The sequence below is a fragment of the Streptomyces sp. NBC_00335 genome, from assembly GCF_036127095.1.
GTDB lineage: Bacteria > Actinomycetota > Actinomycetes > Streptomycetales > Streptomycetaceae > Streptomyces.
This window is the reverse complement of the sequence record NZ_CP108006.1, coordinates 7,454,485-7,480,588: the sequence shown is the minus strand read 5'-3', so window position 1 is coordinate 7,480,588 and position 26,104 is coordinate 7,454,485. Positions and strand designations below refer to the sequence as shown.

Annotated in this window: 23 protein-coding genes and 2 pseudogenes; 17 read left to right on the top strand and 8 right to left on the bottom strand. The window is 71.6% G+C overall.

From position 1 onward, the window contains the following. Nucleotides 1-116 precede the first annotated feature (116 nt). From OHA37_RS33930 to OHA37_RS33920, 3 genes are all read left to right on the top strand, one after another. Complete coding sequence (locus OHA37_RS33930; protein WP_266911039.1) at nucleotides 117-905, top strand: hypothetical protein; 789 nt, start codon at nucleotides 117-119, stop codon at nucleotides 903-905. An 88-nt stretch (nucleotides 906-993) separates the two neighbouring features. Then, nucleotides 994-1,473 carry an SAM-dependent methyltransferase gene (locus tag OHA37_RS33925; protein WP_266911037.1) on the top strand — a complete coding sequence of 160 codons (480 nt, stop codon included), beginning with the start codon at nucleotides 994-996 and terminating at the stop codon, nucleotides 1,471-1,473. Nucleotides 1,474-1,635: 162 nt separating this feature from the next. Next, a complete protein-coding gene (locus OHA37_RS33920; RefSeq protein ID WP_266911035.1) occupies nucleotides 1,636-2,022 on the top strand; it encodes a hypothetical protein in 387 nt (128 codons plus the stop codon). Nucleotides 2,023-2,171: 149 nt separating this feature from the next. Here OHA37_RS33920 and OHA37_RS33915 read toward each other — a convergent pair whose 3' ends face one another. Further along, the gene (locus OHA37_RS33915) at nucleotides 2,172-2,744 is read right to left on the bottom strand and encodes an MOSC domain-containing protein (RefSeq protein WP_266911033.1); all 573 of its coding nucleotides are present in this window, start codon (nucleotides 2,742-2,744) and stop codon (nucleotides 2,172-2,174) included. Between the two features lie 20 nt (nucleotides 2,745-2,764). Further along, nucleotides 2,765-2,947, bottom strand: a complete 183-nt coding sequence (locus OHA37_RS33910) for a hypothetical protein (protein WP_266913329.1) — start codon at nucleotides 2,945-2,947, stop codon at nucleotides 2,765-2,767. Nucleotides 2,948-3,215: 268 nt separating this feature from the next. Here OHA37_RS33910 and OHA37_RS33905 point away from each other — a divergent pair, with 268 nt between their 5' ends. From OHA37_RS33905 to exaC, 4 genes are all read left to right on the top strand, one after another. Then, entirely contained in the window at nucleotides 3,216-6,248 is a 3,033-nt protein-coding gene (locus tag OHA37_RS33905) for a DEAD/DEAH box helicase (RefSeq protein WP_266911031.1), read from the top strand. Then, complete coding sequence (locus OHA37_RS33900) at nucleotides 6,245-7,546, top strand: SWF or SNF family helicase (protein WP_266911029.1); 1,302 nt, start codon at nucleotides 6,245-6,247, stop codon at nucleotides 7,544-7,546. The genes OHA37_RS33905 and OHA37_RS33900 overlap by 4 nt, the downstream gene beginning before the upstream one ends. Nucleotides 7,547-7,684: 138 nt before the next feature. Next, nucleotides 7,685-9,085 carry a GAF domain-containing protein gene (locus OHA37_RS33895; RefSeq protein ID WP_266911027.1) on the top strand — a complete coding sequence of 467 codons (1,401 nt, stop codon included), beginning with the start codon at nucleotides 7,685-7,687 and terminating at the stop codon, nucleotides 9,083-9,085. A gap of 56 nt (nucleotides 9,086-9,141) precedes the next feature. Further along, a complete protein-coding gene (gene exaC / locus OHA37_RS33890; protein ID WP_266911025.1) occupies nucleotides 9,142-10,665 on the top strand; it encodes an acetaldehyde dehydrogenase ExaC in 1,524 nt (507 codons plus the stop codon). A gap of 198 nt (nucleotides 10,666-10,863) precedes the next feature. Here exaC and OHA37_RS33885 read toward each other — a convergent pair. The 5 genes and pseudogenes from OHA37_RS33885 to OHA37_RS33865 form a co-directional block, all read right to left on the bottom strand. Next, a pseudogene (locus tag OHA37_RS33885) lies at nucleotides 10,864-11,440 on the bottom strand (alpha-L-fucosidase); the annotation flags it as partial. A gap of 90 nt (nucleotides 11,441-11,530) precedes the next feature. Continuing rightward, nucleotides 11,531-12,133, bottom strand: coding sequence for a DUF6529 family protein (locus OHA37_RS33880; RefSeq protein ID WP_266911023.1), 603 nt, complete (start codon nucleotides 12,131-12,133; stop codon nucleotides 11,531-11,533). 548 nt (nucleotides 12,134-12,681) lie between these two features. Continuing rightward, nucleotides 12,682-13,707: an SPFH domain-containing protein gene (locus tag OHA37_RS33875; RefSeq protein WP_266911021.1), complete on the bottom strand. Its 1,026-nt coding sequence runs from the start codon at nucleotides 13,705-13,707 to the stop codon at nucleotides 12,682-12,684. Between the two features lie 3 nt (nucleotides 13,708-13,710). Next, a complete protein-coding gene (locus tag OHA37_RS33870; protein WP_266911019.1) occupies nucleotides 13,711-14,142 on the bottom strand; it encodes an NfeD family protein in 432 nt (143 codons plus the stop codon). Between the two features lie 106 nt (nucleotides 14,143-14,248). Then, the gene (locus OHA37_RS33865) at nucleotides 14,249-14,926 is read right to left on the bottom strand and encodes a class I SAM-dependent methyltransferase (protein ID WP_266911017.1); all 678 of its coding nucleotides are present in this window, start codon (nucleotides 14,924-14,926) and stop codon (nucleotides 14,249-14,251) included. 42 nt (nucleotides 14,927-14,968) lie between these two features. On the opposite strand from OHA37_RS33865, the gene OHA37_RS40865 reads away from it, so the two are divergent. Then, entirely contained in the window at nucleotides 14,969-15,466 is a 498-nt protein-coding gene (locus tag OHA37_RS40865) for an NAD-dependent epimerase/dehydratase family protein (RefSeq protein WP_443046255.1), read from the top strand. 281 nt (nucleotides 15,467-15,747) lie between these two features. Here OHA37_RS40865 and OHA37_RS33855 read toward each other — a convergent pair whose 3' ends face one another. Beyond that, on the bottom strand, nucleotides 15,748-16,950 hold the full coding sequence (locus tag OHA37_RS33855; protein WP_266911015.1) for a PucR family transcriptional regulator: 1,203 nt from the start codon (nucleotides 16,948-16,950) through the stop codon (nucleotides 15,748-15,750). 171 nt (nucleotides 16,951-17,121) lie between these two features. Between OHA37_RS33855 and OHA37_RS33850 the strand changes: the two genes are divergently transcribed. The 9 genes and pseudogenes from OHA37_RS33850 to OHA37_RS33805 all read left to right on the top strand — a co-directional run bounded on the left by OHA37_RS33850 (nucleotide 17,122) and on the right by OHA37_RS33805 (nucleotide 26,001). After that, nucleotides 17,122-18,453 (top strand): spinster family MFS transporter, encoded by a 1,332-nt coding sequence (locus OHA37_RS33850; RefSeq protein ID WP_266911013.1) that lies wholly within the window; start codon nucleotides 17,122-17,124, stop codon nucleotides 18,451-18,453. A gap of 47 nt (nucleotides 18,454-18,500) precedes the next feature. After that, nucleotides 18,501-20,006 (top strand): flavin-containing monooxygenase, encoded by a 1,506-nt coding sequence (locus OHA37_RS33845; protein ID WP_266911011.1) that lies wholly within the window; start codon nucleotides 18,501-18,503, stop codon nucleotides 20,004-20,006. After that, nucleotides 20,003-21,196, top strand: a complete 1,194-nt coding sequence (locus OHA37_RS33840; protein WP_266911009.1) for a zinc-binding dehydrogenase — start codon at nucleotides 20,003-20,005, stop codon at nucleotides 21,194-21,196. Before OHA37_RS33845 ends, OHA37_RS33840 begins: the two co-directional genes overlap by 4 nt. Nucleotides 21,197-21,256: 60 nt before the next feature. After that, nucleotides 21,257-21,704: pseudogene (locus OHA37_RS40860) on the top strand (hypothetical protein); the annotation flags it as partial. A gap of 2 nt (nucleotides 21,705-21,706) precedes the next feature. Continuing rightward, the gene (locus tag OHA37_RS33825; protein WP_266911003.1) at nucleotides 21,707-22,213 is read left to right on the top strand and encodes a hypothetical protein; all 507 of its coding nucleotides are present in this window, start codon (nucleotides 21,707-21,709) and stop codon (nucleotides 22,211-22,213) included. A gap of 169 nt (nucleotides 22,214-22,382) precedes the next feature. Then, a complete protein-coding gene (locus tag OHA37_RS33820; RefSeq protein WP_266911001.1) occupies nucleotides 22,383-24,446 on the top strand; it encodes a SpoIIE family protein phosphatase in 2,064 nt (687 codons plus the stop codon). 29 nt (nucleotides 24,447-24,475) lie between these two features. Next, nucleotides 24,476-24,598 carry a hypothetical protein gene (locus OHA37_RS33815; protein ID WP_266910999.1) on the top strand — a complete coding sequence of 41 codons (123 nt, stop codon included), beginning with the start codon at nucleotides 24,476-24,478 and terminating at the stop codon, nucleotides 24,596-24,598. 60 nt (nucleotides 24,599-24,658) lie between these two features. Next, nucleotides 24,659-25,486 (top strand): siderophore-interacting protein, encoded by an 828-nt coding sequence (locus OHA37_RS33810; protein ID WP_266910997.1) that lies wholly within the window; start codon nucleotides 24,659-24,661, stop codon nucleotides 25,484-25,486. Nucleotides 25,487-25,623: 137 nt separating this feature from the next. After that, nucleotides 25,624-26,001 carry an FKBP-type peptidyl-prolyl cis-trans isomerase gene (locus OHA37_RS33805; protein ID WP_323182386.1) on the top strand — a complete coding sequence of 126 codons (378 nt, stop codon included), beginning with the start codon at nucleotides 25,624-25,626 and terminating at the stop codon, nucleotides 25,999-26,001. Nucleotides 26,002-26,104 lie beyond the last annotated feature (103 nt).

The following is a 26,104-nucleotide window of genomic DNA, read 5'->3' as shown; positions in this document are numbered from 1 at the left end:
CGGGCATCCGGCCCTCCCTGCAGGTGGTGGGCTTGGAAATCCGCTCCCGTCAGCTCTCGACGCGGTGGTTACTCGCTGGTTAGGGTGCGCCGACGAGAGAACGACCGGGAGGCCACGTGTCCGACGAGGAGGACGGCGGTTCGCTGTACGTGCTGACAGCCGTGCTGCTGACCCCCGCACAGTTCCCGAGCATCCTGGGTGACGACTACCCCGAGGCCTGCTCGCTGCTGGGCGTGCCGCCTGCGGCCGCCGGGTACGGCCTGGTGCTGGGGCAGGACGAGGAGGGCGCGCGCTGGACGGTCGTGGTCGACGACGTCTCGCTCGTAGCCATGGCCATCGCCTCGTGGGACTGCGGGATGGAGTACGACCTGTCCCCCGACGAACGGTCCATCGTGGTCTCGCTGGCGGGCTGGCCGCTGGACCTCTCGGTGGCCACGGCCGGAATCCCCGATCCGCACGATCCCGAGCAGGGCGCGGACGGCACCGGGCGGGTACCGCTGACCCCACCGTCGGCCGAGGCCTGGGGTCCGGTGCAGCGGCGGATGGGCGCCGACCAGATAGCCCGGGAATGGGCCGACTGGAGCGAGCGCGTGGCCACGGACGGCGGGGCCGCCGCAGCCGCGCACCCGGGGCTGGCGCGGGCCTTGGAGGAGGCGCTGGGGTACACGCAGAGCCCGCCGCCGCCCGGCAGGGTGCGGTCGTCCTTCGCGGGCGACGAGGCGCGGACGCTGCGCGTCGACGGGCCGGGGTGGTCGCTGGTGGCCCGCACCGGCGGGGCCGCCTTCGTCCTGCTGGACGATGAGCCGAGCGAGGTGCTGGCCGTACCGCACGAGGCGCACGGGGAGCTTCCCGAACTGTCCGAGCTGCTCGCGGCGCTGGACCGGGTCGCTGTACGGCCGGCCTGAGCGGGGCCGGCGATTGCCGGGGCGGGAAAGGGTGCACGTGCGAGGCGCGTACGGTGCCCGAGTCGGGCGTGAGGGGGAGGATGCGCTGATGGATCCGGTGGAAGTGGTCCCGGTGGGCGTGGTGGTGGGCGGCCGCTCGGCGGTCGTGGACGACGACTGGGGGCGGGAGACGGCGGTGATCCGCCTGGCCCCGGAGCGGTTCGGTCCGCAAGCCCTGTACGGACTGGAGGACTTCTCGCACGTGGAAGTGGTCTTCCACTTCGACCGGGTGCCGGAGGACAAGATCGAGACGGGTGCACGGCACCCCCGTGGCAATCCTGACTGGCCGCTCGTCGGCATCTTCGCCCAGCGCGGCAAGAACCGCCCCAACCGGCTGGGCCTCTCGCGCTGTCGCGTCCTGAAGGTGGACGTGCTGGCGGCGGACGGACCCGAGTTGCACGTGGAGGGGCTGGACGCGGTCGCGGGGACTCCGGTGCTCGACCTCAAGCCGTACATGACGGAGTTCGGCCCGCGCGGCGAGCACCGCCAGCCGGAGTGGGCGACGGAGCTGATGCGCGACTACTACTGAGTCGCGCGGGGTGGGGCGGGGGCGCCGAGGGTAGGCTCCGGGGTTCCGCGAGCACCTGCGGCAGGCCGTGGCGGGAAGCCCGGGGAGCAGGGCCGGGGAACAGGGCCGGGTAGAGGGCCGGGGAACAGGACCGGGCGTTGGGCGAGCCGACAGGAGTGCGGCATGACCGTGGTGACCCGTTTGGTCACGTACACCGATCTGCACGTCAGCGCTACGAACGCTCGGCAGTTGTCGGTATCGGCACGGCTGGAGGCCGTACTCGCGGACGGCCGCAGTGTGGTGCTGCTCGACGATCGCGGCTGGAGCACCTCGGGCCCGTCGGGCATGGCCGAGCTGACCTCCACCGAGGACATCGAGGAGACGGCCCGGTCGGTGGTCGGTCCGGACGAGCCTTTCGACGGCATGACGCGGGAAGAGATGGCGGCCGGGCACTGGGGCTACCTGGCCGGCATCCTCCGGCAACACGGGGTGGACGTGCCCGCGCACGACCTGGAGCGGCTGCCCCATGACGTGGTGCTCAGCGAGCGCCTCCGTGCGTGGATCGGCTGAGAGAGCGACCGGCCGGTCAGCGTCGGCGGTCAGTGCTGCTGGTCAGCACCGTCGGTCAGCGCACCGATCGCCACCCGGTGTTCGAGCCGGGGCCGCCCCCGCGCCCGCGCGCCGAGGCACCGGAGCGCGGAGGTGGCCGGCTCGGCGGGTCAGACCCGGTCGAGGGGGACGTGCGGGGTCGGGGGGAGGGTGACCTCGATGGTGTCGCCGGGATGGATCGTGCCGCCCCGGTGGACCACGCCCATGATTCCGGCCTTGCGGAGCAGGTTGCCCTCGTCGTCCCGGCTCACCACCCGCTTGAGCAGCCCGTGCTGGAAGTTGTCGATCTGCAGGCAGGGATTGCGCAGGCCGGTCACCTCGACCACCGCATCCGCGCCGAGGCGCAGCAAGGTGCCGGTCGGCAGGGCGAGCAGGTCTATGCCTGCGGTGGTGACGTTCTCCCCGAGCTGGCCCGGCTCGACCTGGTGGCCGGCCTCGGCCACCTCCTCGAAGAGCTCCCGGTGAATCAGGTGCACCTGCCGGAGGTTCGGCTGCGTGGGGTCCTGGGCCACGCGGGAACGGTGCTTGACCGTGACCCCCGCGTGGACGTCTCCCTCGACTCCGAGCCCTTCGAGGAGCGTGATGCTCTCGCGCGTGGGCTTGGTGAACGAATAGACCTCGTTGCTGCTGACCGCCGCGACCTGCGCCACACCTGCCCGGTTCGCCGGACTCGCCGTGCTCATGGTTGACCCCCCTGCCGCCTTCAGCGGCCGATCTGCTTCCTGGATATACCCCGCAGCCTACGACGCTGGGAGGAGTCCAACAGCAGGTAGGCGGCCACGGGAACACCGATCAGAACCAGCAGTCCGGCCCAGAATCCGACCGCCCAGAACAGCACGATGGCTGCCCCCACACCGGCAACCGCGATCTTTCCGCTCGTGGACATCTGCGGCACCCTCTTTCTCCGTCGGCCACTACCCCACACAACGCGCGTTCCCGCCCCCGCGTTCCCGCCCCCGCATTTCCGCTCGCGCGCCCGGGTCCGTGCCTGATCGGTGGCGCGAAAGCCCCCGGGATAGCCCCGGGAGAGCCCCGGGAGAGCCCCGCGAAAGTCCCGGGAAGTGACCCGGGTCACGGCGCCGCCATGGGCGGGCACATCCGAGGGTGGGTTAGTCTCGGCCACCCTGTATTCGGTAGTCAAGTTTGAGGAATGCGTGCTCCCGACGATCTCCGGCCTCATCCCCTGCTCCGCCGTCTTCCTCCCCGCCGAACCGGCCCGCCACGGCCGGATCGCCTTCTGGCGGGCGGAGTCGGCCGAGGGCAGCCTCCACCTGGACGGCCAGGGCGCCTCCGAACAGCTCACCGTGGTCACGCCCGACCTACGGCGCACCACGGTGACGGCCCTCGTCCTGCCCCTCGCCGAAGCCCTGCCCCTGCTCACCCGGGTCCGGGCCACCGCCTCGGCCGGTGCCGCGCCCTTCTGGGGCGCCGCCACCCTGCTGGCCCTGCGCTTCGCCGCCCGCGGGCTCCTGTTGCCCGGACTGAGCCCCGCCGGGTACGACGCCTGGCGGCTCGGGCCGCTGGACGCCGCCGACCTGGAGGAGGTCCGGGAGCTGGCGGCGGCCATGCCGCCCGACGCGCACTGCGTACCCGTCGACCCCACAGGCCCCGCAGGCCCCGCCGTCCCCGCAGGCCCCGGCGAAGACCCCGACCCCGGCGCCCCACCACGGCTGCCCGCCCCGGAGCCGCTGCTGCGCGCCTTCCTCGACGCCGTCGCCGACACCCTGCCCCGCTCCCCCGCCGCACCCGCCGCCGCCGGCGGCCCCGCCTTCGCCGCCCGCCCGGCCCGGCTCCACCCCGAGCTGCGCGACTGGGCCGCGGAGGTCGCGGCCGGGCACGACGCCGGAGTGCGGGTCTCGATCCGCATCGAGGTGGACCCGGACGCCGAACCCCCCGCCTTCCGTGCCGTGCTGCAGATGCACGGCCTCGCGGACGCCGCCCTCGTCGCCGACGCCGCCGACGTCTGGGCCGGCTCCGGGCCCGCCGCGGCCGCCTTCCCGCCCCGCGCCCGCCTGGACGCGCTCCGCGCCGTGCGCCGCGCCGCCCGTCTGTGGCCTCCGCTTGCCCCGCTGCTCGGCGCGGCCGTCCCCGACGCGGTGGACCTCGCCGACGAGGAGGTCGCGGAGCTGCTCGGGGACGCCGCCGGCGCCCTGGCGGCCGAGGGGGTGCAGGTGCACTGGCCGCGCGGGCTCGCCCGTACGCTCACGGCGCGGGCCGTCGTGGGCCGGGCCGCCACCGGCTCCGACCTGCCGGGCCTGTCCGGCCCGCTCTCCGCCACCTCCGCGCACCCCGTCGGCTGGCGTTACGCCCTGGGCGGCCAGGGCGATCTGACGGCCGACGAGCTGGACCGGCTCGCCGAGGCCAAGCGGCCCCTGGTCCGGCTGCGCGACCAGTGGGTCCTGATCGATCCGGCCGCGGCCCGCCGGGCCCGTGCCCTCGCCCGCAAGGACCGCGAGGTGACGGCCGCCGACGCGCTGGCCGCCGTACTGACCGGCTCGACGGAGCTCGACGGCACGCGGTACGACGTAGAGGCCACCGGGGCGCTGGAACGGCTCCGCGCGATCCTCACCACCGACCCCGAGCGCGCGGCCCCGGAGACCGCAGGTCCCGGGCGCACGGATCCGGGGCACGCGGATCCCCGGCACAGGGATACGGGGCACGCAGAACCCGTGCCCGCGGAACCCGGCCGCGCCGCCCCGGAGCGGGCCGCCGCGACGGCCGACGTGCAGGCCCCGGCCGCCCTCCGCGCCACCCTGCGCGACTACCAGCTCCGCGGCCTGCGCTGGCTCGCCCGCCTGACCGGGCTCGGCTTCGGAGCCTGCCTCGCCGACGACATGGGCCTGGGCAAGACCGTCACGCTGATCGCGCTCCACCTGCACCGCCAGGAGCACGGGCACGAGGGCCCGACGCTGGTGGTCTGCCCGGCCTCGCTGCTGGGCAACTGGCAGCGGGAGATCGAGAAGTTCGCCCCCGGCACTCCGGTGCGCCGCTTCCACGGCGCCGGCCGCAGCCTCGAAGGCCCGGCCGGCCAACCCTCCGGCGGATTCGTCCTCACCACCTACGGAACCATGCGCCTGGACGCACCCCGGCTCGCCGCCGTGCACTGGGGCCTGGTCGTCGCGGACGAGGCCCAGCACATCAAGAACCCGCGTTCCTCGACCGCGAAGGCCCTGCGCACCATCCCCTCGGCCGCCCGCGTGGCCCTCACCGGCACCCCGGTCGAGAACAACCTGTCCGAGCTGTGGGCCGTCCTCGACTGGACCACGCCGGGCCTCCTCGGCCGCCTCGGCACCTTCCGCACGCGCTACGCCGAGCCGGTCGAAAGCGGCCGCGACCCGCGTGCGGCGGCCCGGCTGGGGGCGCTCGTCAGGCCGTTCCTGCTCCGCCGCAAGAAGTCCGACCCCGGAATCGCACCCGAACTGCCGCCCAAGACCGAGACCGACCACGCCGTGTCCCTGACCCGCGAACAGGCCGGGCTGTACGAGGCGGTCGTCCGCGAGACCCTCGCCGCGATCGCCGGAGCGGACGGGATGGAGCGCCGCGGGCTCGTCGTGAAACTGCTGACCTCGCTCAAGCAGATCTGCAACCACCCCGCGCAGTACACGAAGGAGCACCACGGCCCGAAGGAGGCCGCAGGGGCGGCGTCCGGAAAGCTGGAACTCCTCGACGAGCTGCTCGACACGATCCTGGCCGAGGGCGGCTCGGCTCTGGTCTTCACCCAGTACGTGGCGATGGCCCGCATCATCGAACGCCACCTCCTCGCGCGCGGCATCCCTTCTCAACTGCTGCACGGGGGCACGCCCGTTCCGCGCCGCGAAGAGCTCGTGGACCGCTTCCAGGCGGGCGAGTTCCCGGTGTTCCTGCTCTCCCTCAAGGCCGCGGGCACCGGCCTCAACCTCACCCGCGCCGGCCACGTCATCCACTACGACCGCTGGTGGAACCCGGCCGTCGAGGAACAGGCCACCGACCGCGCCTACCGCATCGGCCAGACCCAGCCCGTCCAGGTCCACCGCATCATCGCGGAAGGCACCGTCGAAGACCGGATCGCCGAACTCCTGCAACGCAAAAGGGCGCTGGCCGATGCCGTGCTCGCGGGCGGCGAGGCCGCGCTGACCGAACTGAGCGACGCGGAGCTTGCCGAGCTCGTCGCGCTGCGCCCGACCACCTCCGGGGAGCGACACGGATGAACGACAAGGACCCGTACGAGAAGACCTTCCCGCCGCTCCCGCCCGCCCCCGGCCGCGCCTTCGCCCAGACCTGGTGGGGCCATGCCTGGCTGCGCGCCCTGGAGGACAGCGCGATGGACGGGCAGCAGGTCAAGCAGGGGCGGCGGTACGCGCGTTCGGGCGCGGTCGGGGCCGTGTCCGTACGGCCGGGCGGGCTGACGGCCGTGGTGCGCGACCCGGACGGGACGGCGCACCGGACCGACGTGCTGGTGCAGGAGTTCACGGAAGCCCAATGGGACCGGCTGCTCGGGCTGGCGGCCGCCGAGTCCGGCCACATCGCGGCGCTGCTCGACCGGGAGGTGCCGACGGAGCTCGTGGAGGACGCGGCGGCGGCCGGGGTGGACCTGCTGCCCGGGATAGGCGATCTCGACCCGCGCTGCGACTGCGGCGAGTGGGACCACTGCCCGCACACGGCGGCGCTCTGCTACCAGGTGGCGCGGCTGCTGGACCAGGACCCCTTCGTGCTGTTGCTGCTGCGCGGCCGCGCGGAGGCCGGTCTGGTGGCCGAGCTGGAAGAGCGCAGCACGGCGGAAGCGGAGGCTCCGTCGGGCCCCGATGACGCCGGGGTCGCCGCCTCCGAGGTCTACGCGGCGGCTGCCGCGCTGCCCCCGCTGCCCGCGCCGGCGCGGCTGCCGGACGCGCCGGGCCAGCCTCCGACGCTGGACACGGAGTCGGGGACGGAGCCGCCGGGCCTGGATGTGGACGGGGTGGAGTTCCTGGCGCAGGCGGCGGCGACGCAGGCGTACCGGCTGCTCGCGGAAGCGCTCGCTCCGGCCCACGCGGAGCGCGCCCCGCAGCCGGGGCTCACGGCGGCGCAGGACGCCGTACGGCTCACGGCGCAGGCCCACGACCTTCGGGTCCGCTCCCGCCTGTCGGCGGCTTCCGACAGGGACCGGGCCGCCATGGACCGGGCCGTACTCGCCTGGGGCTTCGGCGGGGCACAGGCCGTCGCGGTGCTGGAGGAGGACTGGACCCCGGACCGGGCGTCGCTCGCCCGGGCCCGGGCCGCGCTGGCGGCGGCCCGGCCCGACGGGGCGGAGGCCGACACCGACGGCGACGCTGACGCCCCCGCCCCGGTGCTGCGCCGGATCCGCGCCCGCTGGACGCAGCCGGGCGGCGACCGCCAGCTCCGCCTGGGCCGCGACGGCCGCTGGTGGCCGTACCGCCGCGCGGCGGACCACTGGCTCCCGGCGGGCCCCTCGTCGCCGGACCCGGCGGCGGCGCTGGCCGCGCTGGAGCCGGAGGAGCCGGAGGGCTAGGAGGACCCGCCCGGGGGCGGCACACCGGCGGGGACCGGCCGACCCGCGTCCCGCACTGGCCGACGTACCGCTTGTCGGGGCGGCGGGCCGGTACGACGATGGGGCGCTCCGGGTACCAAGGCACCGCGAAAGGGCGACATGGACGATCCATCGGTGGCTCTGCCGGGCGGGGCCGACCCCGCCGAGCGGACGCGGGAACTACGGCGGGCCCACGCCGCGTTCACCCAGGACGGGCGGGTCGAGGCCCCGGTGCGGGCGGTCATCGCGAGGTCCTGGCGCCGCTGCGCCCGGGCCCGGGTCAGCCCTGAGTGCGCGCCCCGGATGGAGCTGGCCGGGGCGGAACTGCGGTCGTACCGGGAGCAGCACCCACTGGCCCGGGTGCTCCCGCTGTTCCGGGACCTCGTGGGGGCCTTCGCCTCGGACGGGGCCCATCTGCTGGCGGTGTGCGACGCGCGGGGCAGCCTGCTCTGGGTGGAGGGCGAACCGGCCACGATGCGGCGCGCGGAGGGCCTCGGCTTCGTGCCCGGCGCCCGCTGGGCGGAGACGGCGATGGGCACCAACGCCCCCGGCACGGCGGTGGCGGTCGGCGAGCCGGTCCAGGTCTTCGGCGCCGAGCACTTCAGCCGTCGGGTGCACCCGTGGACCTGCGCGGCGGCTCCGGTCCGCGATCCGCACACCGGAAGGCTGCTCGGCGCCATCGATGTCACCGGGGGCGACTGGCTGGCCCATCCGCACTCCCTGGCCTTCGTGCGGGCGGTGGCGTGCGCGGCGGAGGCCCGGCTCGCGTTGCTGGATCCGGCGCCCCCGGCCCCCGGGGACTGCCTCACCGCGCTCGGCCGCGACGAGGCGCTGCTGACGGGCGGTGGCCGCGAGGTCCGGCTCGGGCGGCGGCACAGCGAGATCATGGCGCTGCTCGCGCACCACCCGGAGGGGCTGTCGGGGGAGGAACTGGCGATCGCCCTGTACGAGGACGAGTCGGTGTCACCGGTGACCCTGCGCGCCGAAATGTCACGGCTGCGCGGCCTGTTGGGGCCCCGGGCCCCGCTCTCCCGCCCCTACCGCACGGCCGCGCCGCTGGAGGCCGATTTCACCGCCGTCACCCGCCACCTGGCCTCGGGCGCCGTCTCGGCGGCGCTGGCCCGCTACCCGGGACCGCTATTACCCGCCTCCACGGCGCCCGGCATCGTCCGGCTCCGGCGCCGCATCGAGGAACAGGCGCGGGCCGCCGTGATCGCGCGGGCCGACCCGGGGCTGCTCACCGACTGGGTGTGCAGCCCGTGGGGCGCGGAGGACGCCGACGTCTGGCGGGCCCTGGCGACCGCGCTCCCGGCTGCCGGCCGGACGGCCGCGCTGGCCCGCGTACGGGCCCTCGACGCGGAACTCGGCGTGAAGTCGGACGACTTACCGGGTGCACCGCGGCGCCGCACCCCGCCGGAGGGGCCGGAGGGGCCGGAGGGGCCGAAGCGAACCACCACACCACCTCCCGCGGCCCGTTCACCGCGCGGCCGTGCAACGTACCGGCAACCTGCCCGCCCCTAGCCTCACGGCGAGCACCGGCCAACGGCGGCCGGCGCCCGGCAAGGGGAGGACCAACCATGGCCCGTTACGCTGCGCCCGGTACCGAAGGCGCGCTCATGTCGTACGAGTCCCGCTACGGCCACTTCATCGGGGGCGAGCACGTCGAGCCCGCCCTCGGACGGTACTTCGCCAACCCCTCCCCCGTGACCGGCGAGACCTTCACCGAGGTCGCGCGCGGTACGGCCGAGGACGTCGAGCGCGCTCTGGACGCGGCACACGCCGCCGCGCCCGCGTGGGGACGCACCTCGATCACCGAGCGTTCCACGATCCTGCTGCGCATCGCGGACCGGATGGAGCAGCACCTGGAGGCGCTCGCGGTCGCGGAGACCTGGGAGAACGGCAAGCCGATCCGCGAGACCCTGGCCGCCGACATGCCGCTCGCCATCGACCAGTTCCGCTACTTCGCGGGCGCGTTGCGGGCCCAGGAGGGGGCCCTCAGCCAGATCGACGAGGACACGGTGGCCTATCACTTCCACGAGCCGCTGGGCGTGGTCGCCCAGATCATCCCGTGGAACTTCCCGATCCTGATGGCCGTGTGGAAACTGGCTCCGGCCCTGGCCGCCGGCAACACGGTGGTGCTGAAACCGGCCGAGCAGACCCCGGTGTCGGTGCACTACCTGATGAGCCTGATCGGCGACCTGCTGCCGCCGGGCGTGGTGAACATCGTCAACGGCTTCGGCGAGGAGGCGGGCAAGCCGCTCGCGTCCAGCCCGCGCGTGGCGAAGGTGGCCTTCACCGGGGAGACCTCCACCGGGCGGCTGATCATGCAGTACGCGGCGGAGCACCTCAAGCCGGTCACGCTGGAGTTGGGCGGCAAGAGCCCCAACCTCTTCTTCGACGACATCTGGACCGCCGACGACGACCTGCGGGACAAGGCCCTCGAAGGCTTCACGATGTTCGCCCTCAACCAGGGCGAGGTCTGTACCAGCCCCTCCCGCGCCCTGATCGAGCGCGGCCGCTACGGCGACTTCCTCGACGCTGCCGTGGCCCGCACCGAACTGATCGTGCCGGGGCACCCGTTGGACACGGACACCATGATCGGCGCACAGGCCTCGGCGGAGCAGCTGAAGAAGGTGCTGTCGTACGTGGAGATCGGACAGCAGGAGGGCGCGAAGATCCTGACCGGCGGGCAGCGGGTGGAGCACGGCGGTGAACTGGCGGGCGGCTTCTACGTCCAGCCGACCATCTTCGAGGGCGACAACCGCATGCGGATCTTCCAGGAGGAGATCTTCGGCCCGGTGGTGTCGGTGACCTCGTTCCAGGACTTCGACGACGCCGTGCGCATCGCGAACGACACGGCGTACGGCCTGGGCGCCGGCGTCTGGACCCGCGACATCAACACGGCCTACCGCGCGGGCCGCGCGATCCAGGCGGGCCGGATCTGGACGAACTGCTACCACGCCTACCCCGCCCACGCGGCCTTCGGCGGCTACAAGCAGTCGGGCATCGGCCGCGAGACCCACAAGATGATGCTGGAGCACTACCAGCAGACGAAGAACCTCCTGGTCAGTTACTCCCCGAAGAAGCTCGGCTTCTTCTAAGAAGTTGAGAACGGTGCCTGACCTGCACAAACACCCCCGTCGGGCACCGTCCTCCGGCAGCAGGGAGGCAATTGAAACCGATCGATTCCAGTGTCGTTTCTCTCCGGTAACCCAATTCACAGGAAGTTCCGGACCACGCACGGACCAGAGTGGCCAGGCGCGTTCCCGGTGCGAGGGCGTCAGGCGGTTCCGGAAGTGGATCCACCGCCCCAGACCTTCGAGGCGTTGGACGTGTTCGGGAACGATCGTGCCGTCCTGCTTCGGCCCGGCGTTCAGCAGCAGGTTTCCGCCGTGCCCGATGGTCTCGGCGAAGACGCGCACCAGCTCGCGCACCGACTTGTGCTGGTTGTCGCCGGGCTGGTAGCACCAGGTGTCGCCGATCGTGTAGCAGAGCTCCCACGGCCCCTCGGGCGGTCCGATCGGCACGCCGAGCCCCGGGGCCCGTAGTCGCCGTGATCCGCCATCCGTCCGTTGAGGATTGTGTCGGGACTGAGCGCGAGGATCGGCTCGCGCAGTTCGCCCATCCGCCACTGCTGCTCGTCGCGCTCCCAGGCGCCGTCGAACCGGAGCAGATCGGGCCGGAAGTTCTCCACCGGGCTTGACGTCGCATCGCCTCGGCGAACGGACCCACCAGGTCCCGACCCGCCGGAGTGGACCGGGCCGCCGAGAGGTCGGTGGCCCGGGTGTCGCAGAGCGCCACCCCGTCGTGGTGCTTGGCGGTCAGCACCGCGTACCGCGCACCCGCCTTCACGAACAGCGCCGCCCAGGCCACCGGCTGCGTGCGGTCTCCACCGCGCCGAGGAGCCGCTGCCGAGGGCCGTCATCCGATGGGCCCTGGTCTTCGGTGCTCGTCCGCTCGTCACAACTACCCCAGTGGCAGGTGATGGTGTCCGAAGGACAGCGCCGGCACGGTGTCTCCGTTGAAGTGCCACAGCGCACTCGTGTACCAGAGGACCACCACCACGACCACCAGCGCACCCCCGGCCAGTGGCAGGGCCCAGCCCGGCAGGCGACGGCTTCGCACCAGCAGGACCTTGGCGGCGAACGCCCCGTAGAAGAAGCAGCCCGCGATCGAGTGCACTGCCACACGCGAGCCGGTCAGCTGCACGCCATACGCCCGGACGCAGTGCACCGTGATCGGGACGGTGAGGGCAAACAGGACCACACCGACGATCCGGTGGGTGATCGGCACCGGGCCCGGCACCCGGCGCACCCCGGGCAGCCGGTGGTACATCCACAGCGCAAGCAGCAGCTGGAGAGCGGCCAGCCCCAGGACGCCGGTGGCGAGCTGTGCCTTGAGACGCACGGCATCGGCGTCCGCCTGGCCGAACAGTGTCGCGGTGTAGTCCGGTGTGATCGCCCGGCCGAACAGGAAGACGGCGACGAAGACCGCGGCGGCAGCCGCGAACGCCAGTGCGAGAGCGAGCCTGGCTTCCGGGCGGCGCAGAGCGGGCCGGGCGTGCAACATGCGCTGCTCCTCGTCTCAAAACGCTGAGGGTTGGCGGTTTGTCATCCCTTGTACTCGCCTGGTGCGGCAGGTGGCGGCCGACGCGGCCGCAGCGACCTCGATTCCTCGTTGGTGCGGCCGAGGCCCGCGGCGTGGGAGGCGCCGAACTCGACGAACGCCACCTGTCCCGCCAGGCGTCATCGGTGAGCCCTGTGGGGGCACTTGGGCCCGAAGTCACGCGAGAACCAAGCGACCTTCGAGTGCACCGCCTGCGGACCCGCATGGATCACGCGGGTCCGGTGCCTCCGCGCAGTCCGGCCCAGGCGGGGGTCGCCCGCCCGCCCGCCCGCCCGCCCACGCGCGCTCTGCGTGCGAGGTCTTCCTGATGGGGCGACCGGCTTTCCTCCCCGGCGTTCTGATGCCCGCGTCCAACTCCCCGGAGGCCATCGAACGGTACTTCAGGAAGTACGCGCACACCCTGGAAGCGGCATGCGCCGCACCGCCCCGGCTCCACCGAGCTCCGGCGAGAACTCCTCGATGCAACCGGACCACAGCAGCAACGACGCGCCTCACTTCGTGCCCGGACCTGGTGGGTGGGTGTCGGCCTCGGCCGCGTCAGCGAGGGCCTCGGCTGCTGCTTCCGCGGCCTGCACCGCATCGCTGGCGGCCTGGGCGGCCCTCACGTCCGAGGACGTCTCACGGGTGGCCGGCGACGGGGGCAGCACCTCGCTGAAGGCGCGGGACACACCCTGAAGTGCGGCAGTGACCTCGCTGGGAATCACCCAGAAGGTACTGCCGGGTCCCTGGGCGAGCTGAGGCAGCATCTGCAGGTACTGGTAGGCGAGCAGCTTGGGGTCGGGGTCGTTGCGGTGCACGGCCTGGAACACCTCGTCGATGGCCCGGGACTGGCCCTCAGCCTTGAGGATCTCAGCGGTACGGCTGCCCTCCGCCCGCAGAACTGCGGACTGCTTGTCGCCTTCGGCGGTGAGAATCTGCGACTGCCGTTGCCCCTCCGCCCCGAGAATCGCCGCCCGCTTGTCGCGCTCGGCACGCATCTGCTTCTCCATCGCGTCCTTGATGGACTGCGGAGGGTCGATGGCCTTGATCTCCACCCGGTTCACTCTCAGGCCCCACTTGCCGGTGGCCTCGTCCAGTACGCCCCTGAGCTGGTTGTTGATGGTGTCGCGCGAGGTGAGCGTCTTTTCCAGGTCCATGGATCCCACGACGTTGCGCAAGGTGGTGACGGTGAGCTGTTCGACGCCCTGGAGGAAATCCGCGATCTCATAGGCGGCCGCTCGTGGATCCGTGACCTGGAAGTAAAGGACGGTGTCGATCTCGACGACGAGATTGTCCTCGGTGATGACGGGCTGCGGCTTGAACGAAACGACCTGCTCCCGTAGGTCGATCACCGGATAGACCCGGTCGATGTACGGAATGACAAGGCTGAGACCGGGCTTCAGCGTGCGGCGGTAGCGGCCGAGACGTTCGACGTTGCGTGCGCGCGCTTGGGGCACGATGCGCACCGCCCGCACCACGGTGAAGACTGCGATCAGCGCGACGATCACGCCGGCCACCAGCAACGCCGAGACTTCCATGGCTCACTCCCGGGGGTAGACGAGGGCGGTGGCGCCGCTGATCTCCACGACGTCGACGGTCGTTCCGGGGGGAATCACCAGCGTCTCGTCATAGGCGCGAGCCGTCCATTCCTCGCCGCCGATGCGGACCCGGCCGCCCAGCCCGGTCACCTCCGAGACGACATAGGCAGCCTTGCCGACCAGTGCGTCCGTGCCGAACCGCTCCGCTTGAGGCTGGAGCAGATGGCGCACCGCAATAGGGCGCACGAACAGCACACTGAGCGAAGCGACGACGGTGAACACCAGGAACTGCACAAGCGGGGGTACTCCGGCTGCTGCGAAGCCCGCCGTGACCAGCGCGGCACCAGCCAGCATTCCGAGCGCAGCAGTGAGAGTGAAGATCTCCGCTCCAGCCAACACCGCTGCGGCGATCAGCCACATCAGCCACGGATCCATTGCGCCCTCCTGGCCGCGACGGCATGACGAAGGCACCTCAGGCAACCAATACACCTATGGGGTAATTTTACCCTTCTCTCAAAATCCCAAGCTGCCGGCGAAATCCCTACGCTAGGGAGAGAGCGGTGCCGAGGGACTCGGCACCCATGGGTTTCGGGGCGCTCTTCTCGTAGAAGACGTCGAGTGACGTGATCGTGAAACCTGCGGCCTTCAGCATTTCGACGGTCGGCCGGGTGAGGTGACACCCTCCGCAGATGCTCTTGGTGACCGGCTCGAGCCGTCGTTGCCAGCGGCGTACCTTCTCGTCCCCTTCCGGGGCCAGACCGTGTTCGAGGAAGTGCAGCGTCGCGCCGGGTTTGAGAACGCGGCGCAGTTCGTGCAGAGCGGCTTCGGCGTCCGGGATGGTGCACAGCGTCCAGGTCGACAGGGCGCAGTCGAAGGTGTCGTCCTCGAAGGGCAGCGACTGACCGTCCAGGCCGGCCCGCCGTACGGGGACGCGGGCCGCCCTGACGCGGTCGCCGGCCAGCTCCCAGCCGACGTCGGCGGGCTCGACCGCGGCCACGCCGGTAACGGCGGGCGGGTAAAAGGGGACGTTGTGTCCCGTACCGAAGCCGATCTCGACGACTTCGCCCTTCAGGCCCTCGCAGACCCGGCGCCGCAGCGGCTGCGCCGCCTTCGCCCCGCAGGCAACGTTCACGATCCGCGGCACCACGTGATCGGCATAGAGCCCCATCGCATCCTCCGCCTCCTGCTTCAGCATGGCACCGGAGCGGCTTGGACGCATGCCACCCTCCTTCCGTGGACGACCGAAGTCTTACGGCCGGGCATGGGAGCGCCCGCAGACGCCCGGCCTTCCGCAGACGCCCGCGGCAGGCGAGTACTTGCCACAGGAGGAGCGTGCTTCATCGGCTCGCACGGCGTGAGCGCGCTGGCCGAGCGGGGCCGCGAGCCACTGGTGCTGTACGCGTTGCTGCCCGCGGCACACCCCGGAGAGCCTGAACTGCCGGACGCGGAGTTCCTACGGGGAGACGTCCGGGACGCCAAGGCGGTGCGGGCGGCACTGCGCGGGGTGGATGCCATGTGCCATCGGACGCACCGGCTGCAGCGGCAACTGGGCACCACCGACTCCCATGGGGAATGCGATGCCAGCCGCCGCGCCGGGCCGCCGGGGTGTGGAGTGCGGGATCGAGTTCCACTCGCTGTCGAAGGCATACAACATGCCGGGCTGGCGGGTGGGCTTCGCGGCTGGCCACGCCGACAGCCAAGACCCATACCGACCCAGGGGCGTTCGCAGCGATCCAACACGCCGCGGTCGCCGTGCTGAACGACACCACCGGCTATCCGGGACGGCTGCGTGCCACGGACCGGACGCGGATGCGGCTGCTGTGTGACGTCCTGCCCGACGCCGACAGCCACCAGACCAGAGAACTAGCACTTCAACACCGCCCTCCGCAGACCGCAACGCCTCGACGTGAACTGGTAGCAACGACGCCCCTCCTGCACGGCATTAGCGGCGCGGAACGGTCCAGCACTGCCGTCGACCGCCAAGGCATGATGGCTACCGAAGCCGCGTGATTCCAGGGTTCGTTTGCCTGGCGGCGAACCTCAGGTTCGCCGACGGTTGAGCAGCCACCACGTGGTCACCAGATCGTCGGTTCGACGCAGGTCCAGTTCCGTGAGTTCCTGGAACCGGTTGACCCGGTAGCGCACGGTGTTGGGGTGCACGGCGAGTTCCCGCGCCACCCTGCTCACGTCCTGGTCGCATTCGAGGTAGACGCGCGCCGTGCGCTCGATCTCCCTGTTCGAACGACCAGCGGCGTCGAGCGCCGCCAGGTGGCGTGCGGTGAGGGATTCGGCGGTGCGGGATTCGGCGAGGACGAGTGGCCGCGGACCGAGGTCGGGCAGGCGCACGATGCCCGACATGGCGAAGCACCGTGCGGTCTCCAACGCCAGCACCGCCTCGCCGAACCCGGTGTGGAGCTCATCGAGCGGCATCGGCGGACCGACCGCCACCAAGTGCCCGACGACGGCCTCGGGTGCACTCGGCGCGATGAAGCCGAGGACTTCCCCGATCTCGGCGAGGGGCAACCGGTCGGCGGGAACGCGCAGGGCCGTGGCGATGGCACGACGCAGCGCGTCGGCATCGTCGGCGCTCGTGGCCCGTGCGGCGAGGGCCACGTGATGTGCCTGCGGCCGGAGCCCGAAGAGGTGGGCGTCCTGGTGGATCCGCTCGGCCGGAAAGGCCCCGCTGAGCACGCCGGCCGCGAAGGCCGATCGGCGTTCGGCGTCGAAGTGCGCGCGCTCCAGGGCGAGATCGTGCTGGACGCGGGCGAACACCGCCGATGCCTCGTTGGAGAACTCCCAGGTGCTGTCGTGCACCGCAAGAAGAAGGTCAGGGGGCAGGTTCACCTCGGCGGCGATCTCGTCCAGCAGGGCGAGCATCTCCCGGGAACCGAGCCGGTAGCCGATGGTGAGCGCGTCGAGGGAGATCCCCCGGGCGGTGCGCTCAGCCGCGTAGCCACCGAGCATCTCGCGCAGGGCGGCGTCGGGCACGCGCAGGGACGAGAGCTCCGAGACGAGGACGTCCATGAACCTGCGGGCGGACGTCTGGATCTCCTCGTCCGAGAGCACCGCGTAGCCCGGTACGTGCCTGCGCGCCAGGCTCAGGAAGCGGTCCGCGAAGACCTCGCGCCGCGTGCGCAGGCGGGCGACGACGGCGGCGACCGTGGCGTGGGTCGAGGGGTCCAGGGTGTTGAGGTCCGGCATCCGCCGGCGTGCGGGCCAGGCCGTGGGGCTCTCGTGGTCCATGGCGGCACCCTAGCCACAGAGTTTGTTCCGGGGAACAAAATTCGCGCGATGAGGTTATCGGAGATTCCGTAGCTTGCCGGGACAGGCGCGGCAACACTGTGGCGGAGCTCGCGGGTGACCTCGTTCCGGCTGCCATGCCGAGCACTCTTCCACGTCGAAGGGATCTCTCCTGTGGCACGTTCATTCCCGAAGTCGCCCAGCGGTGCGTCCGCGCCGCGGTCGTCGGCCGGCTACGTACTCGGGCTGCTGTTCGTCGGCAATCTGCTCAACTACTACGACCGGGCGTTGCCCTCCGTCGTTCTGGAGCCGATCAAGGAGGAGTTCGCTCTCGACGACACACAAGTCGGGATGCTCGCGTCGGCCTTCGTGCTCGTCGCGGCGCTCGCCGGCGTGCCGCTGGGGCGTCTGGCGGACCGGATCCCGCGTACGGCGGTCGCCGGATGGGGGCTGTTCGTGTGGAGCGCCTTCACGGCGGCCGGCGGGGTCCTGACCTCCTTCTGGGGGTTCTTCGCCACACGAGTGGGAGTGGGCGTCGGAGAGTCCAGCTACGCACCGGCCACCGGATCCCTGCTGGCGGACCTCTACCCGAGCGAACGCCGCTCGCGTGCCCAGTCCCTGTTCATGCTCGGCTTCCCGATCGGCACCCTGCTCGCCTTCGTCACCGCCGGCGCACTGGCCGTCGCTTTCGACAGCTGGCGGGCTCCGTTCCTGATCGCGGCCGTACCCGGGGTCGTCGTGGCCTTCCTCGTACTGCGCCTGCGCGAACCCGAGCGCGGCGCCGCCGAACCCGACCACGTCCCCAGCGGGGAGAACCGGCGCACCTCCCTCCTGCAGCTGATGAAGGTCCGCTCGATGTACGGGATGCTCCTCGCGTTCGCCGGGTACAACTTCGCCGCGTACGCGATCGGGACCTTCCTCACTCCCGTCCTGCAGCGCTACTACGGCCTGTCCCTCGTCACCGCGGGCCTGGTGGGCGGGGTCGTCGTCGGGGTCACCGGCCTCATCGGCCTGCTCGCCGGCGGTCGGGTGCTCGACCGCGCGGCGAGGAGATCCCCCGAGGCCAGGGTGCGGGTGGCGGCCCTGTGCCTGGGCCTTGCCGCCCTGTTCGCCTTCGCGGGCCTGGCCGCAGGCCGTGGCGCGGCGTGGCAGCTGGTGGTGTTCCTGAGCCTGGGCTACATGCTGGGCATCGTCTACCTGGCCGCGGCCGTGCCGGTGGTCTCCGACGTCATCCGCCCCGAGCAGCGCTCCGGTGCGCTGGGCCTCCTGTTCGCCGTCGGCTACCTGATCGGCGGGGCGGGCGGACCCGTCTTCGTCGGCGCCCTGTCCGACACCCTGGCCGCAGGCTCCGCGTCGGCCGTCGGGGCATCGGCCCACGGCCTGCGCACAGCCCTGATGGTCACTGTTCCCCTCGCTTTCGCGGTCGCCGCGATCGGCATGCTCCTGGCCTCGCGATACCTCCGCTCGGACCGCGACTCGATGCTCGCGCAAAGGACGACGACATGACACGGCCGGACCACGCCGAATCCACGAACGAAGAAGGGGCGTCCCGAATGATCCAGCACGTACGGGTCCTGATCGTCGGCAGCGGCTTCTCCGGCATCGCGCTGGGGCGGGCCCTGAGAGAGGACCGGTTCACCGACTTCGTCATCCTCGAGCGGGCACCCGCGGCCGGAGGCGTCTGGCACTCGAACACCTATCCCGGCTGCCGGTGCGACGTCCCCTCTCACCTCTACTCGTTCTCCTTCGCCCCGAACCCGGACTGGACCTCGACGTACTCCCCGCAGCCGGAGATCCAGGCCTACCTGAACCGCTGCCTCGATCGGTTCGGGCTGCGCCCGCACCTGCGCACGGGAGTCGAGGTACAAGGCGCCCGGTGGGACGAGGACGAGCAGCTCTGGCACGTCTCGACGGACAGCGGGGACTGGAGGGCGCAGGTGCTCGTCAGCGCCGTCGGCCCGCTGACCGAACCCAAGCTCCCCGACGTACCGGGCATCGACCGCTTCGGCGGGAAGATCATGCACTCCGCGCGCTGGGACCACGGCCACGAACTCGCCGGTGAACGCGTCGCGTCGATCGGCACCGGCGCCTCCGCGATCCAGTACGTCCCGGAGATAGCCGACCACGTCCGCTCGCTCCACGTCTTCCAGCGCAGCGCCCCGTGGATCACCCCCCACGACAAGCGGGCGATCACCGAGGCGGAGCGCGAGCGCTTCCGGGCCCGCCCCGGGCTCCAGCGGGTCGAGCGCGCCAAGACCTACCTCGCCAAGGAACTGCTGGTCCTGGGCTTCGCCAAGCGTCCTCAGCTCATGCGCCTGATCGAGCGGGTTGCCCTGCGACACCTGCAAGGCCAGGTCAAGGACCCGGCCTTGCGCCGGGCTCTGACACCGGACTTCACCCTCGGCTGCAAACGCGTCCTCCCGTCGAACGCGTGGTACCCCGCCCTGCAGAAGCCGAACGTCGAACTCGTTCCCCGAGCGCTGAGCGAGATCCGCGAGCACAGCGTGATCGACGCGGACGGCGTCGAACGCGAGGTCGACACGATCATCTTCGGCACGGGGTTCCACGTCACCGACATCCCCTTCGCGGACAAGGTGCGCGGCCGCGCGGGCAAGCCGCTGAACGTGGTGTGGGCGGGATCCCCGCGCGCGTACCTCGGCGTGTCCGTTCCGGGCTTCCCGAACTTCTTCATGTTCCTCGGACCCAACTCCGGCCTGGGCCACAGCTCCATGGTCTACATGGCCGAGGCCCAGGCGCAGCACGTGAAGAAGGCCATCCGCGCGCTCGACCTCTCCGGCTCGACATCCATCGAGGTGACCCCGCAGGCACACGACGCCTACAACGCCGGCCTCGACCGCAAACTGGCGAAGTCGGTGTGGGAGCTCGGCGGATGCCGCACCTTCTACCGGGACGCCAACGGCCGCAACGCCACCATCTACCCGGACTGGACCTTCACCTTCCGCCGGCACGCGGCCCGCTGGAAGCCGGAGGCCTACCACCTGGCCGTGCGCGAACCCGCCGCGGCCGAGCAGCCGGTCACGACCGGGGACGCCTCGTGAAGGCCGTGAGCCTGTCCCGGGGGCAGCTGAAAGTCGTCGACCTGCCCACCCCGCGTCCCGCGGCGGGACAGCTGCTGATCAAGGTGGAGCGCTGCGGGATCTGCGGCTCCGACCTGCACTGCCGCCTGCACGCCGACGAGTTGGCGCAGTCCCTGGAGCTGTGCGGCTACCCCCGCTACCTGCGCTCCGACGAGAACGTGGTGCTGGGCCACGAGATCTTCGGCAGGGTCGTCGAGCACGGCCCGTGGAACGCGGCGAGGATCAAGCCCGGTACACCGGTCGTCAGCATCCCGCTGGTGCGCCGCGGCCGGCAGGTCGACGGTGTCGGGCTGTCCGCGCACGCCCCGGGAGGGTACGCCGAGTACGTCGTCGTCCAAGAGGCACTGACCTTGCCGGTTCCGAACGGTCTCCCCGCGGACCTCGCCGCGCTCACCGAGCCCATGGCGGTGGCCTGGCACGCGGTGAACCGCGCAGGCGTGTCCCGGAAGGACGTCGCGATCGTCCTCGGGTGCGGCCCAGTGGGCCTCGCGGTCATCTCCGTGCTCAAGGCCCGTGGCGTCGCCACCGTCGTGGCCAGCGACTACTCCGCCGGCCGCCGCTCGCTCGCCCTGCGGTGCGGCGCTGACCTCGCGGTCGACCCGGCCGTCGACTCCCCGTGGGCGCAGGCCGGCACCGGGCGCCGCTTCATGACGTCGATGCCCGACCAGTACAACGCGGGCATCGACGCCATCGAGAGCCTGACCCGGCTGCCCGTCCCCTGGTGGACCGCCTGGCGCGCGTTGGACAAGGCCGGTGCGACCCGACCGGACAGGCCCGTGGTGTTCGAGTGCGTCGGAACGCCGGGCATGATCGACGGGATTCTTGCCGCCGCTCCCCTGCACACGCGCATCGTGGTCGTCGGCGTCTGCATGGGCCCCGACACCCTGCGCCCCTCGCTCGCGGTGAACAAGGAACTCGACCTTCGGTTCGCCGTCGGGTACACACCGCTGGAATTCCGGGACACTCTGCACGCACTCGCCAACGGCACCCTCGACGCCGCCCACCTCGTCACCGGGCACGTGGGACTGGCGGGCGTCCCGGCTGCTTTCACCACCTTGAGCAACCCCGAAGCCCATGCCAAGATCCTCATCGATCCCGCCCTCGCCACCGAACGGATCCGGGCGACGAGCACACCCGGCGGGCCGATGTGACGGCCTTTCAGCAGGGGTGGCTCGTACCGCGGACGCGTGGAGCGGGGGTGTGGACGCGGACCGGACGGCACGGTGTGGCGATATCTCTACGACCCGCTCGGCCGTCGCGTCGCCAAGCAGCGGCTCAGTGGTGACGGGTCCACGGTCCGGGAGCAGGTCACCTTCACCTGGGACGGATCCACCCTGTGCGAACAGGTCACTTCCACGCCCGACTTTCCCCACCCGGTGGCCATCACCTGGGACCACGACGGTGTGCGCGACCCAGATCACCAGTAAGACCCTCTGGAATCACGGGCAGTATCGCATCGACGTGGAGAACCCGGATCCCGGTGGGCGCGCAGGCCAGCTGCACTTCCAGGACCAGGGCAACAAGGGCGCCAAGTACCAGTACGATTTCAAAACGGGGAAATTCGAGGGGCTGCCACGCTCCATCGAGAAGGCCGTGGGCAATACTCCAGGATTCATCGGAGCCATCAGAAAGGGCCTCTCCGCTCTCGGCGAGGGATAGTCATGAAAATCAACGAGAAGATGACCCGGCTTCTGGCGGAACACCCCCCGACGAGGCTCACCGACGCGGACATCCCACCCATGTTCCTCGAGGTCAAGGATGAAGGCTGGTCCTACACCCCCAACGGCGCACGCGTGCTGACCGGACTGATCCCGGACATCACCACCTCGTACTTCGACGTGCTCCAGGAAGAAACGTCGATCAACGGCCGGGGAATGACCGACTACGATCTGCCGCCGGCGGAATCCGAGCGGACGGGCCCCCTCCTCAGGAGGTGCCTCGCCTATGCGTTCGGATGTCTCGGCGAGGCGGAGCGGAAATTCGGGGACCAGGAAGTCCGGTCCTACTTCATCCTCTCCATGGGCGGAGTCGACGACGATCTCCTTACTGCCACCGTCACCTTCTGCACGCACGACCCGAATGCGGCGCCCTACATCCGGGACATCGAGAACGTCCGGGACGCGGCCGTCGTCGAGCTCACCGTGAAGGACCGCGAAATGTGGCACTAGGCAGTGCCTGACGGCTCCTTGGTGAGGTCTCGGAGCCAGATGGCGATGGCTGCCGCTTCCGGCTGACCTCGGGCGGCCACCACGGCGCCCGCCGCGGCACGCTTCCCGCCGCGCACCGTCGCGTGGGGCCCGCATAATGGAGGGAACGGCGGGTGGAAGGGGACGTCTCGTGCCATCGGCTCTGCCGGGGGGCGAGGAGGCTCACGGCCCGTTCTGGTCCGAGCCCGGGACACTGCTGGAGCACGTGCCCGTGGCCGTCCTCGGCATCGATGACGGCGACCGCGTCTGTTACTGGGGGCCCGGCGCGCGGGACCTCTTCGGGTACGACTCCGCCTCGGTCCTGTCCGGGCCCGGCGCCGTCCTCTTCGCCGACGGGTCTCGCAGCGGATCCGAATCCTGTACGCGGCTGACGGAGCGGGGCCGGACCCTCGGGTACTGGAGGGGGCGGCTGGCGGCGCGGCATCGTGACGCCACCGTCTTCGAGTGCGGCTTCCGGGCCTTCTCCGTGACCGGAGCCGCAGGGCGTTCGGTGGTGATGGTCCTGGCGAGCCGCAGTGACGAGCTCGACCGGGTCAAGACCAACCTCGCCTTCCTCGACGCACTCTTCGAGACCTGCCCCATCGGTCTGGTCATGCTCGACCCGGACCTGCGGTACGTCCACCTCAACCAAGCGCTCGCCGACATGGACGGCCTGCCGATCGAGGCGCACCTCGGGCGGCGCATGGACGAGTTCATGATCATGTCCGACGGCGGCGAGTACCAGCGCATGCTCCGGGACGTCGCGCTGGGCGGAGCGCCGGTCGTGGGGACGCTGGTCGGTCTGCGCCCGCGCGGACATCCGGACCGTGACCAGGTGCGGTCGGTGAGCTTCTTCCCCCTGAGTCAGGCGGTCGGCTCGCGCCCCGGAGTGGGCGGGCTGATGGTGGACGTGACGGACCGGGAACAGGCCATCCTGGAAGCCACCGCAAGCCGTCGGCGCCTCGCCCTGCTGGACGGGGCCTCCACGCGTATCGGGACGACCCTGGACGTGAACATCACCGCCCAGGAGCTGGTCGACGCGTCGATGCCGGACTTCTGCGACGGCGCCGTGGTCGAGGTCGTGGAGTGGATGGACGAGGACGAGGTCTTCGACCCGGCGAGATTGCTGATCACCCGCAGGATCGCCTCCGGGACGATCCTGCCCCCTCCGGCCACCGAACTCGTGAGCGGGGTGGAGACGGTGCGGTATCCGCCCGGCTCCGTCATCCACGACATGCTGCGCACCGGTCGGGCGATCTCCGCCGTGGTGAACGAGGAGTTCCTGGCCCGGACCGTCCTGATCGAGTCACGCGCGCGGCTCTTCGCCGAGAGCGGGTTGGCCTGCGTCCTCGTCGCCCCGCTCATCGCCAGGGGCACCGTCCAGGGAATCGCCATGTTCGGCCGGTCCGGGGACCGGCCGCCCTTCACCCGGGACGACGTCAGCCTTGCGGGCGAGCTCGCCTCACGCGCCGCGATCTGCCTGGACAACGCCCGCCTGTACAGCCGCGTCCAGGACATCGCCCTCACGCTGCAGCGGGCCCTGCTGCCCAGCGCGCTGGCGACCAGCCCGTACGTGGACGTGGCCCACCGGTACGTGCCCGGCAGCCGGATCACCGAGGTCGGTGGCGACTGGTACGACGTGATCAGCCTGCCCGACGGCCGGGTCGTCCTCGTGGTGGGCGACGTGATGGGGCACGGAGTGTCGGCCGCCGCGGCCATGGGGCGCCTGCGCATCACCACCAAGGCCCTGGCCAGGCACGACAGCGAGCCCGCCGAGCTGCTCACCGAGCTCGACGCGTGCGCCCGGGAGGCCGGCATCGAGCTGGCGACGTGCCTGCACATCGTCTACGACCCGAAGACCGGCCGCGCCCGCATCGCCAGCGCCGGCCATCCCCCGCCCCTGGTGCTCCGACCGGACGGCACGGTGGAGACCATCGACGAAGTCCTCGGAGTTCCGCTCGGCGTCGGCGGCTTCCCCTTCCGGACGACCGAGATCGAACTCCCCGCGAACGCGACCCTCGCCCTGTACACCGACGGCCTCATCGAGGCACGCGGCCGGGACATCGAGGCCGGTCTGGAAGCACTGCGCAGCGAACTGCAAGGAGCTCCAAGGCCGTTGGAACAGGCGGCGGACGGCATCCTCGCGAGCCTGCTGCCCACCCCGCCGACCGACGACACGGTCCTCGTCCTCGCCCGCGTCCACCGCGCCCCGTAGAACACCACCGGACGGCCGAGACGGCTGCCGTGACCAGCGATCGTAAAGACGGCCGGCGCCAGGGGATCCCGGTGGCACCGAAGGTGCGGCAGGACCTGCTGGAGCGCGCTCGGGAGCTGGGCGTCACGGCCCCGGAATCCCTCGCCCAGTAGGCTGCGCCTTCCCGGGGCCCCAGGCCCTCATCACCCGAACTCTCACGTGGAGGAGGCGTCGTGGCCGAACGGCCCGCGCGCAAGACCGGGACCGCACGCGTCGTGCGCACCGAGCAGCTGACCCCGCACATGGTGCGGGTGGTCCTGGGCGGTGAGGAACTGGCCGGGTTCGCGGCCGACCGCTTCACCGACCACTACATCAAACTCCTCTTCGCGGCCGAGGGCGTCACCTACCCGGAGCCCTGGGACATGGGGCACATCCGAGCGGCGTTCCCGCGCGAGGAGTGGCCGCGCAACCGGGTCTACACCGTGCGCGCTTGGGATCCGGAGCTGCTGGAGCTGTCGGTGGACTTCGTCGTCCACGGCGAGGAAGGCCTCGCCGGTCCGTGGGCGGCCCGGGTCCAGCCGGGCGAGCGGGTGTACTTCATCGGCCCCGGTGGCTCCTACGCACCCGAACCGACGGCCGACTGGCACCTGTTGGCCGGGGACGAGAGCGCGCTTCCGGCCATCGCCGTGGCCATGGAACGGATGCCGCGGGGGGCCACCGTGCACGCCTTCATCGAGGTGTCCGGCCCGGCGGAGGAACAGAAGGTCGTGACCCCGGACGGTGTCGTCCCGGTATGGCTCCACCGGGGCGAGCGCCCGATCGGCGAAGCGCTCCTGGAGGCGGTCACCTCGTTCGCCTTCCCCGACGGCACCCCGGACGTCTTCGTCCACGGCGAGGCCGGCTTCGTCAAGGAACTTCGCCGCCACCTCCGCCAGGAGCGGCAGGTCCCGCGCGAACACCTTTCCCTCTCCGGCTACTGGCGCCAGGGCCAGAGCGACGAGGCGTGGAGCGCCGTCAAACGGGACTGGCACGCGCAGGTCGAGACCGAACAAGAGGCGTAGCCGGCCGGGGCGAGCGCGGCCCATGCCGTGCCGCCGCGGACGGTGATGCGGAGTAGCGTGATCGTCTGCTGCATGGACCGACCATGCGCCCGGCCGGTCCGTACGAGGGACTGCGGCGACGAAGCGATGAGGCTGCGATGAGCGAACTGACGAAGCCCGAGATCGAACGTCCGGAGGGTGATGCTCCCCAGGAGCTGACCGTCCGCGACCTCGTCGTCGGGGACGGGCCCGAGGCGAAGCCGGGCAGGGTCGTCCGGGTTCACTACGTCGGGGTCACCTTCGCGTCCGGAAAGGAGTTCGACGCCTCGTGGGACCGGGGGGAGCCGTTCAAGTTCGCCGTGGGTGGCGGACGGGCCATCAAGGGCTGGGACCGGGGAATCAGGGGGATGAAGGTCGGCGGCCGGCGCGAGATCATCGTTCCCCCGCGCCTCGGCTACGGCAACCAGTCCCCCTCGCCGCTGATTCCGGCGGGTTCGACGCTCGTCTTCGTGGTGGACCTGCTCTCCGTGGTCTGAGGAGGGCCGGAGTCCGGGGGAGGCCGGCCCCTCCCCGCTCACCCCGGCCGCCCCTGCCTCCCGGTTCGCCCGGTTCTCCCAGTTCGCCCAGTTCGCCCACGGG

Coding starts and splice junctions, on each gene's coding strand:
- OHA37_RS33925 (WP_266911037.1), top strand. CDS start 994: ATGGATCCGGTGGAAGTGGTCCCGGTGGGCGTGGTGGTGGGCGGCCGC.
- OHA37_RS33920 (WP_266911035.1), top strand. CDS start 1,636: ATGACCGTGGTGACCCGTTTGGTCACGTACACCGATCTGCACGTCAGC.
- OHA37_RS33915 (WP_266911033.1), bottom strand. CDS start 2,744: ATGAGCACGGCGAGTCCGGCGAACCGGGCAGGTGTGGCGCAGGTCGCG.
- OHA37_RS33910 (WP_266913329.1), bottom strand. CDS start 2,947: ATGTCCACGAGCGGAAAGATCGCGGTTGCCGGTGTGGGGGCAGCCATC.
- OHA37_RS33900 (WP_266911029.1), top strand. CDS start 6,245: ATGAACGACAAGGACCCGTACGAGAAGACCTTCCCGCCGCTCCCGCCC.
- OHA37_RS33895 (WP_266911027.1), top strand. CDS start 7,685: ATGGACGATCCATCGGTGGCTCTGCCGGGCGGGGCCGACCCCGCCGAG.
- exaC (WP_266911025.1), top strand. CDS start 9,142: ATGGCCCGTTACGCTGCGCCCGGTACCGAAGGCGCGCTCATGTCGTAC.
- OHA37_RS33880 (WP_266911023.1), bottom strand. CDS start 12,133: ATGTTGCACGCCCGGCCCGCTCTGCGCCGCCCGGAAGCCAGGCTCGCT.
- OHA37_RS33875 (WP_266911021.1), bottom strand. CDS start 13,707: ATGGAAGTCTCGGCGTTGCTGGTGGCCGGCGTGATCGTCGCGCTGATC.
- OHA37_RS33870 (WP_266911019.1), bottom strand. CDS start 14,142: ATGGATCCGTGGCTGATGTGGCTGATCGCCGCAGCGGTGTTGGCTGGA.
- OHA37_RS33865 (WP_266911017.1), bottom strand. CDS start 14,926: ATGCGTCCAAGCCGCTCCGGTGCCATGCTGAAGCAGGAGGCGGAGGAT.
- OHA37_RS40865 (WP_443046255.1), top strand. CDS start 14,969: ATGGGAGCGCCCGCAGACGCCCGGCCTTCCGCAGACGCCCGCGGCAGG.
- OHA37_RS33855 (WP_266911015.1), bottom strand. CDS start 16,950: ATGGACCACGAGAGCCCCACGGCCTGGCCCGCACGCCGGCGGATGCCG.
- OHA37_RS33845 (WP_266911011.1), top strand. CDS start 18,501: ATGATCCAGCACGTACGGGTCCTGATCGTCGGCAGCGGCTTCTCCGGC.
- OHA37_RS33825 (WP_266911003.1), top strand. CDS start 21,707: ATGAAAATCAACGAGAAGATGACCCGGCTTCTGGCGGAACACCCCCCG.
- OHA37_RS33805 (WP_323182386.1), top strand. CDS start 25,624: ATGAGCGAACTGACGAAGCCCGAGATCGAACGTCCGGAGGGTGATGCT.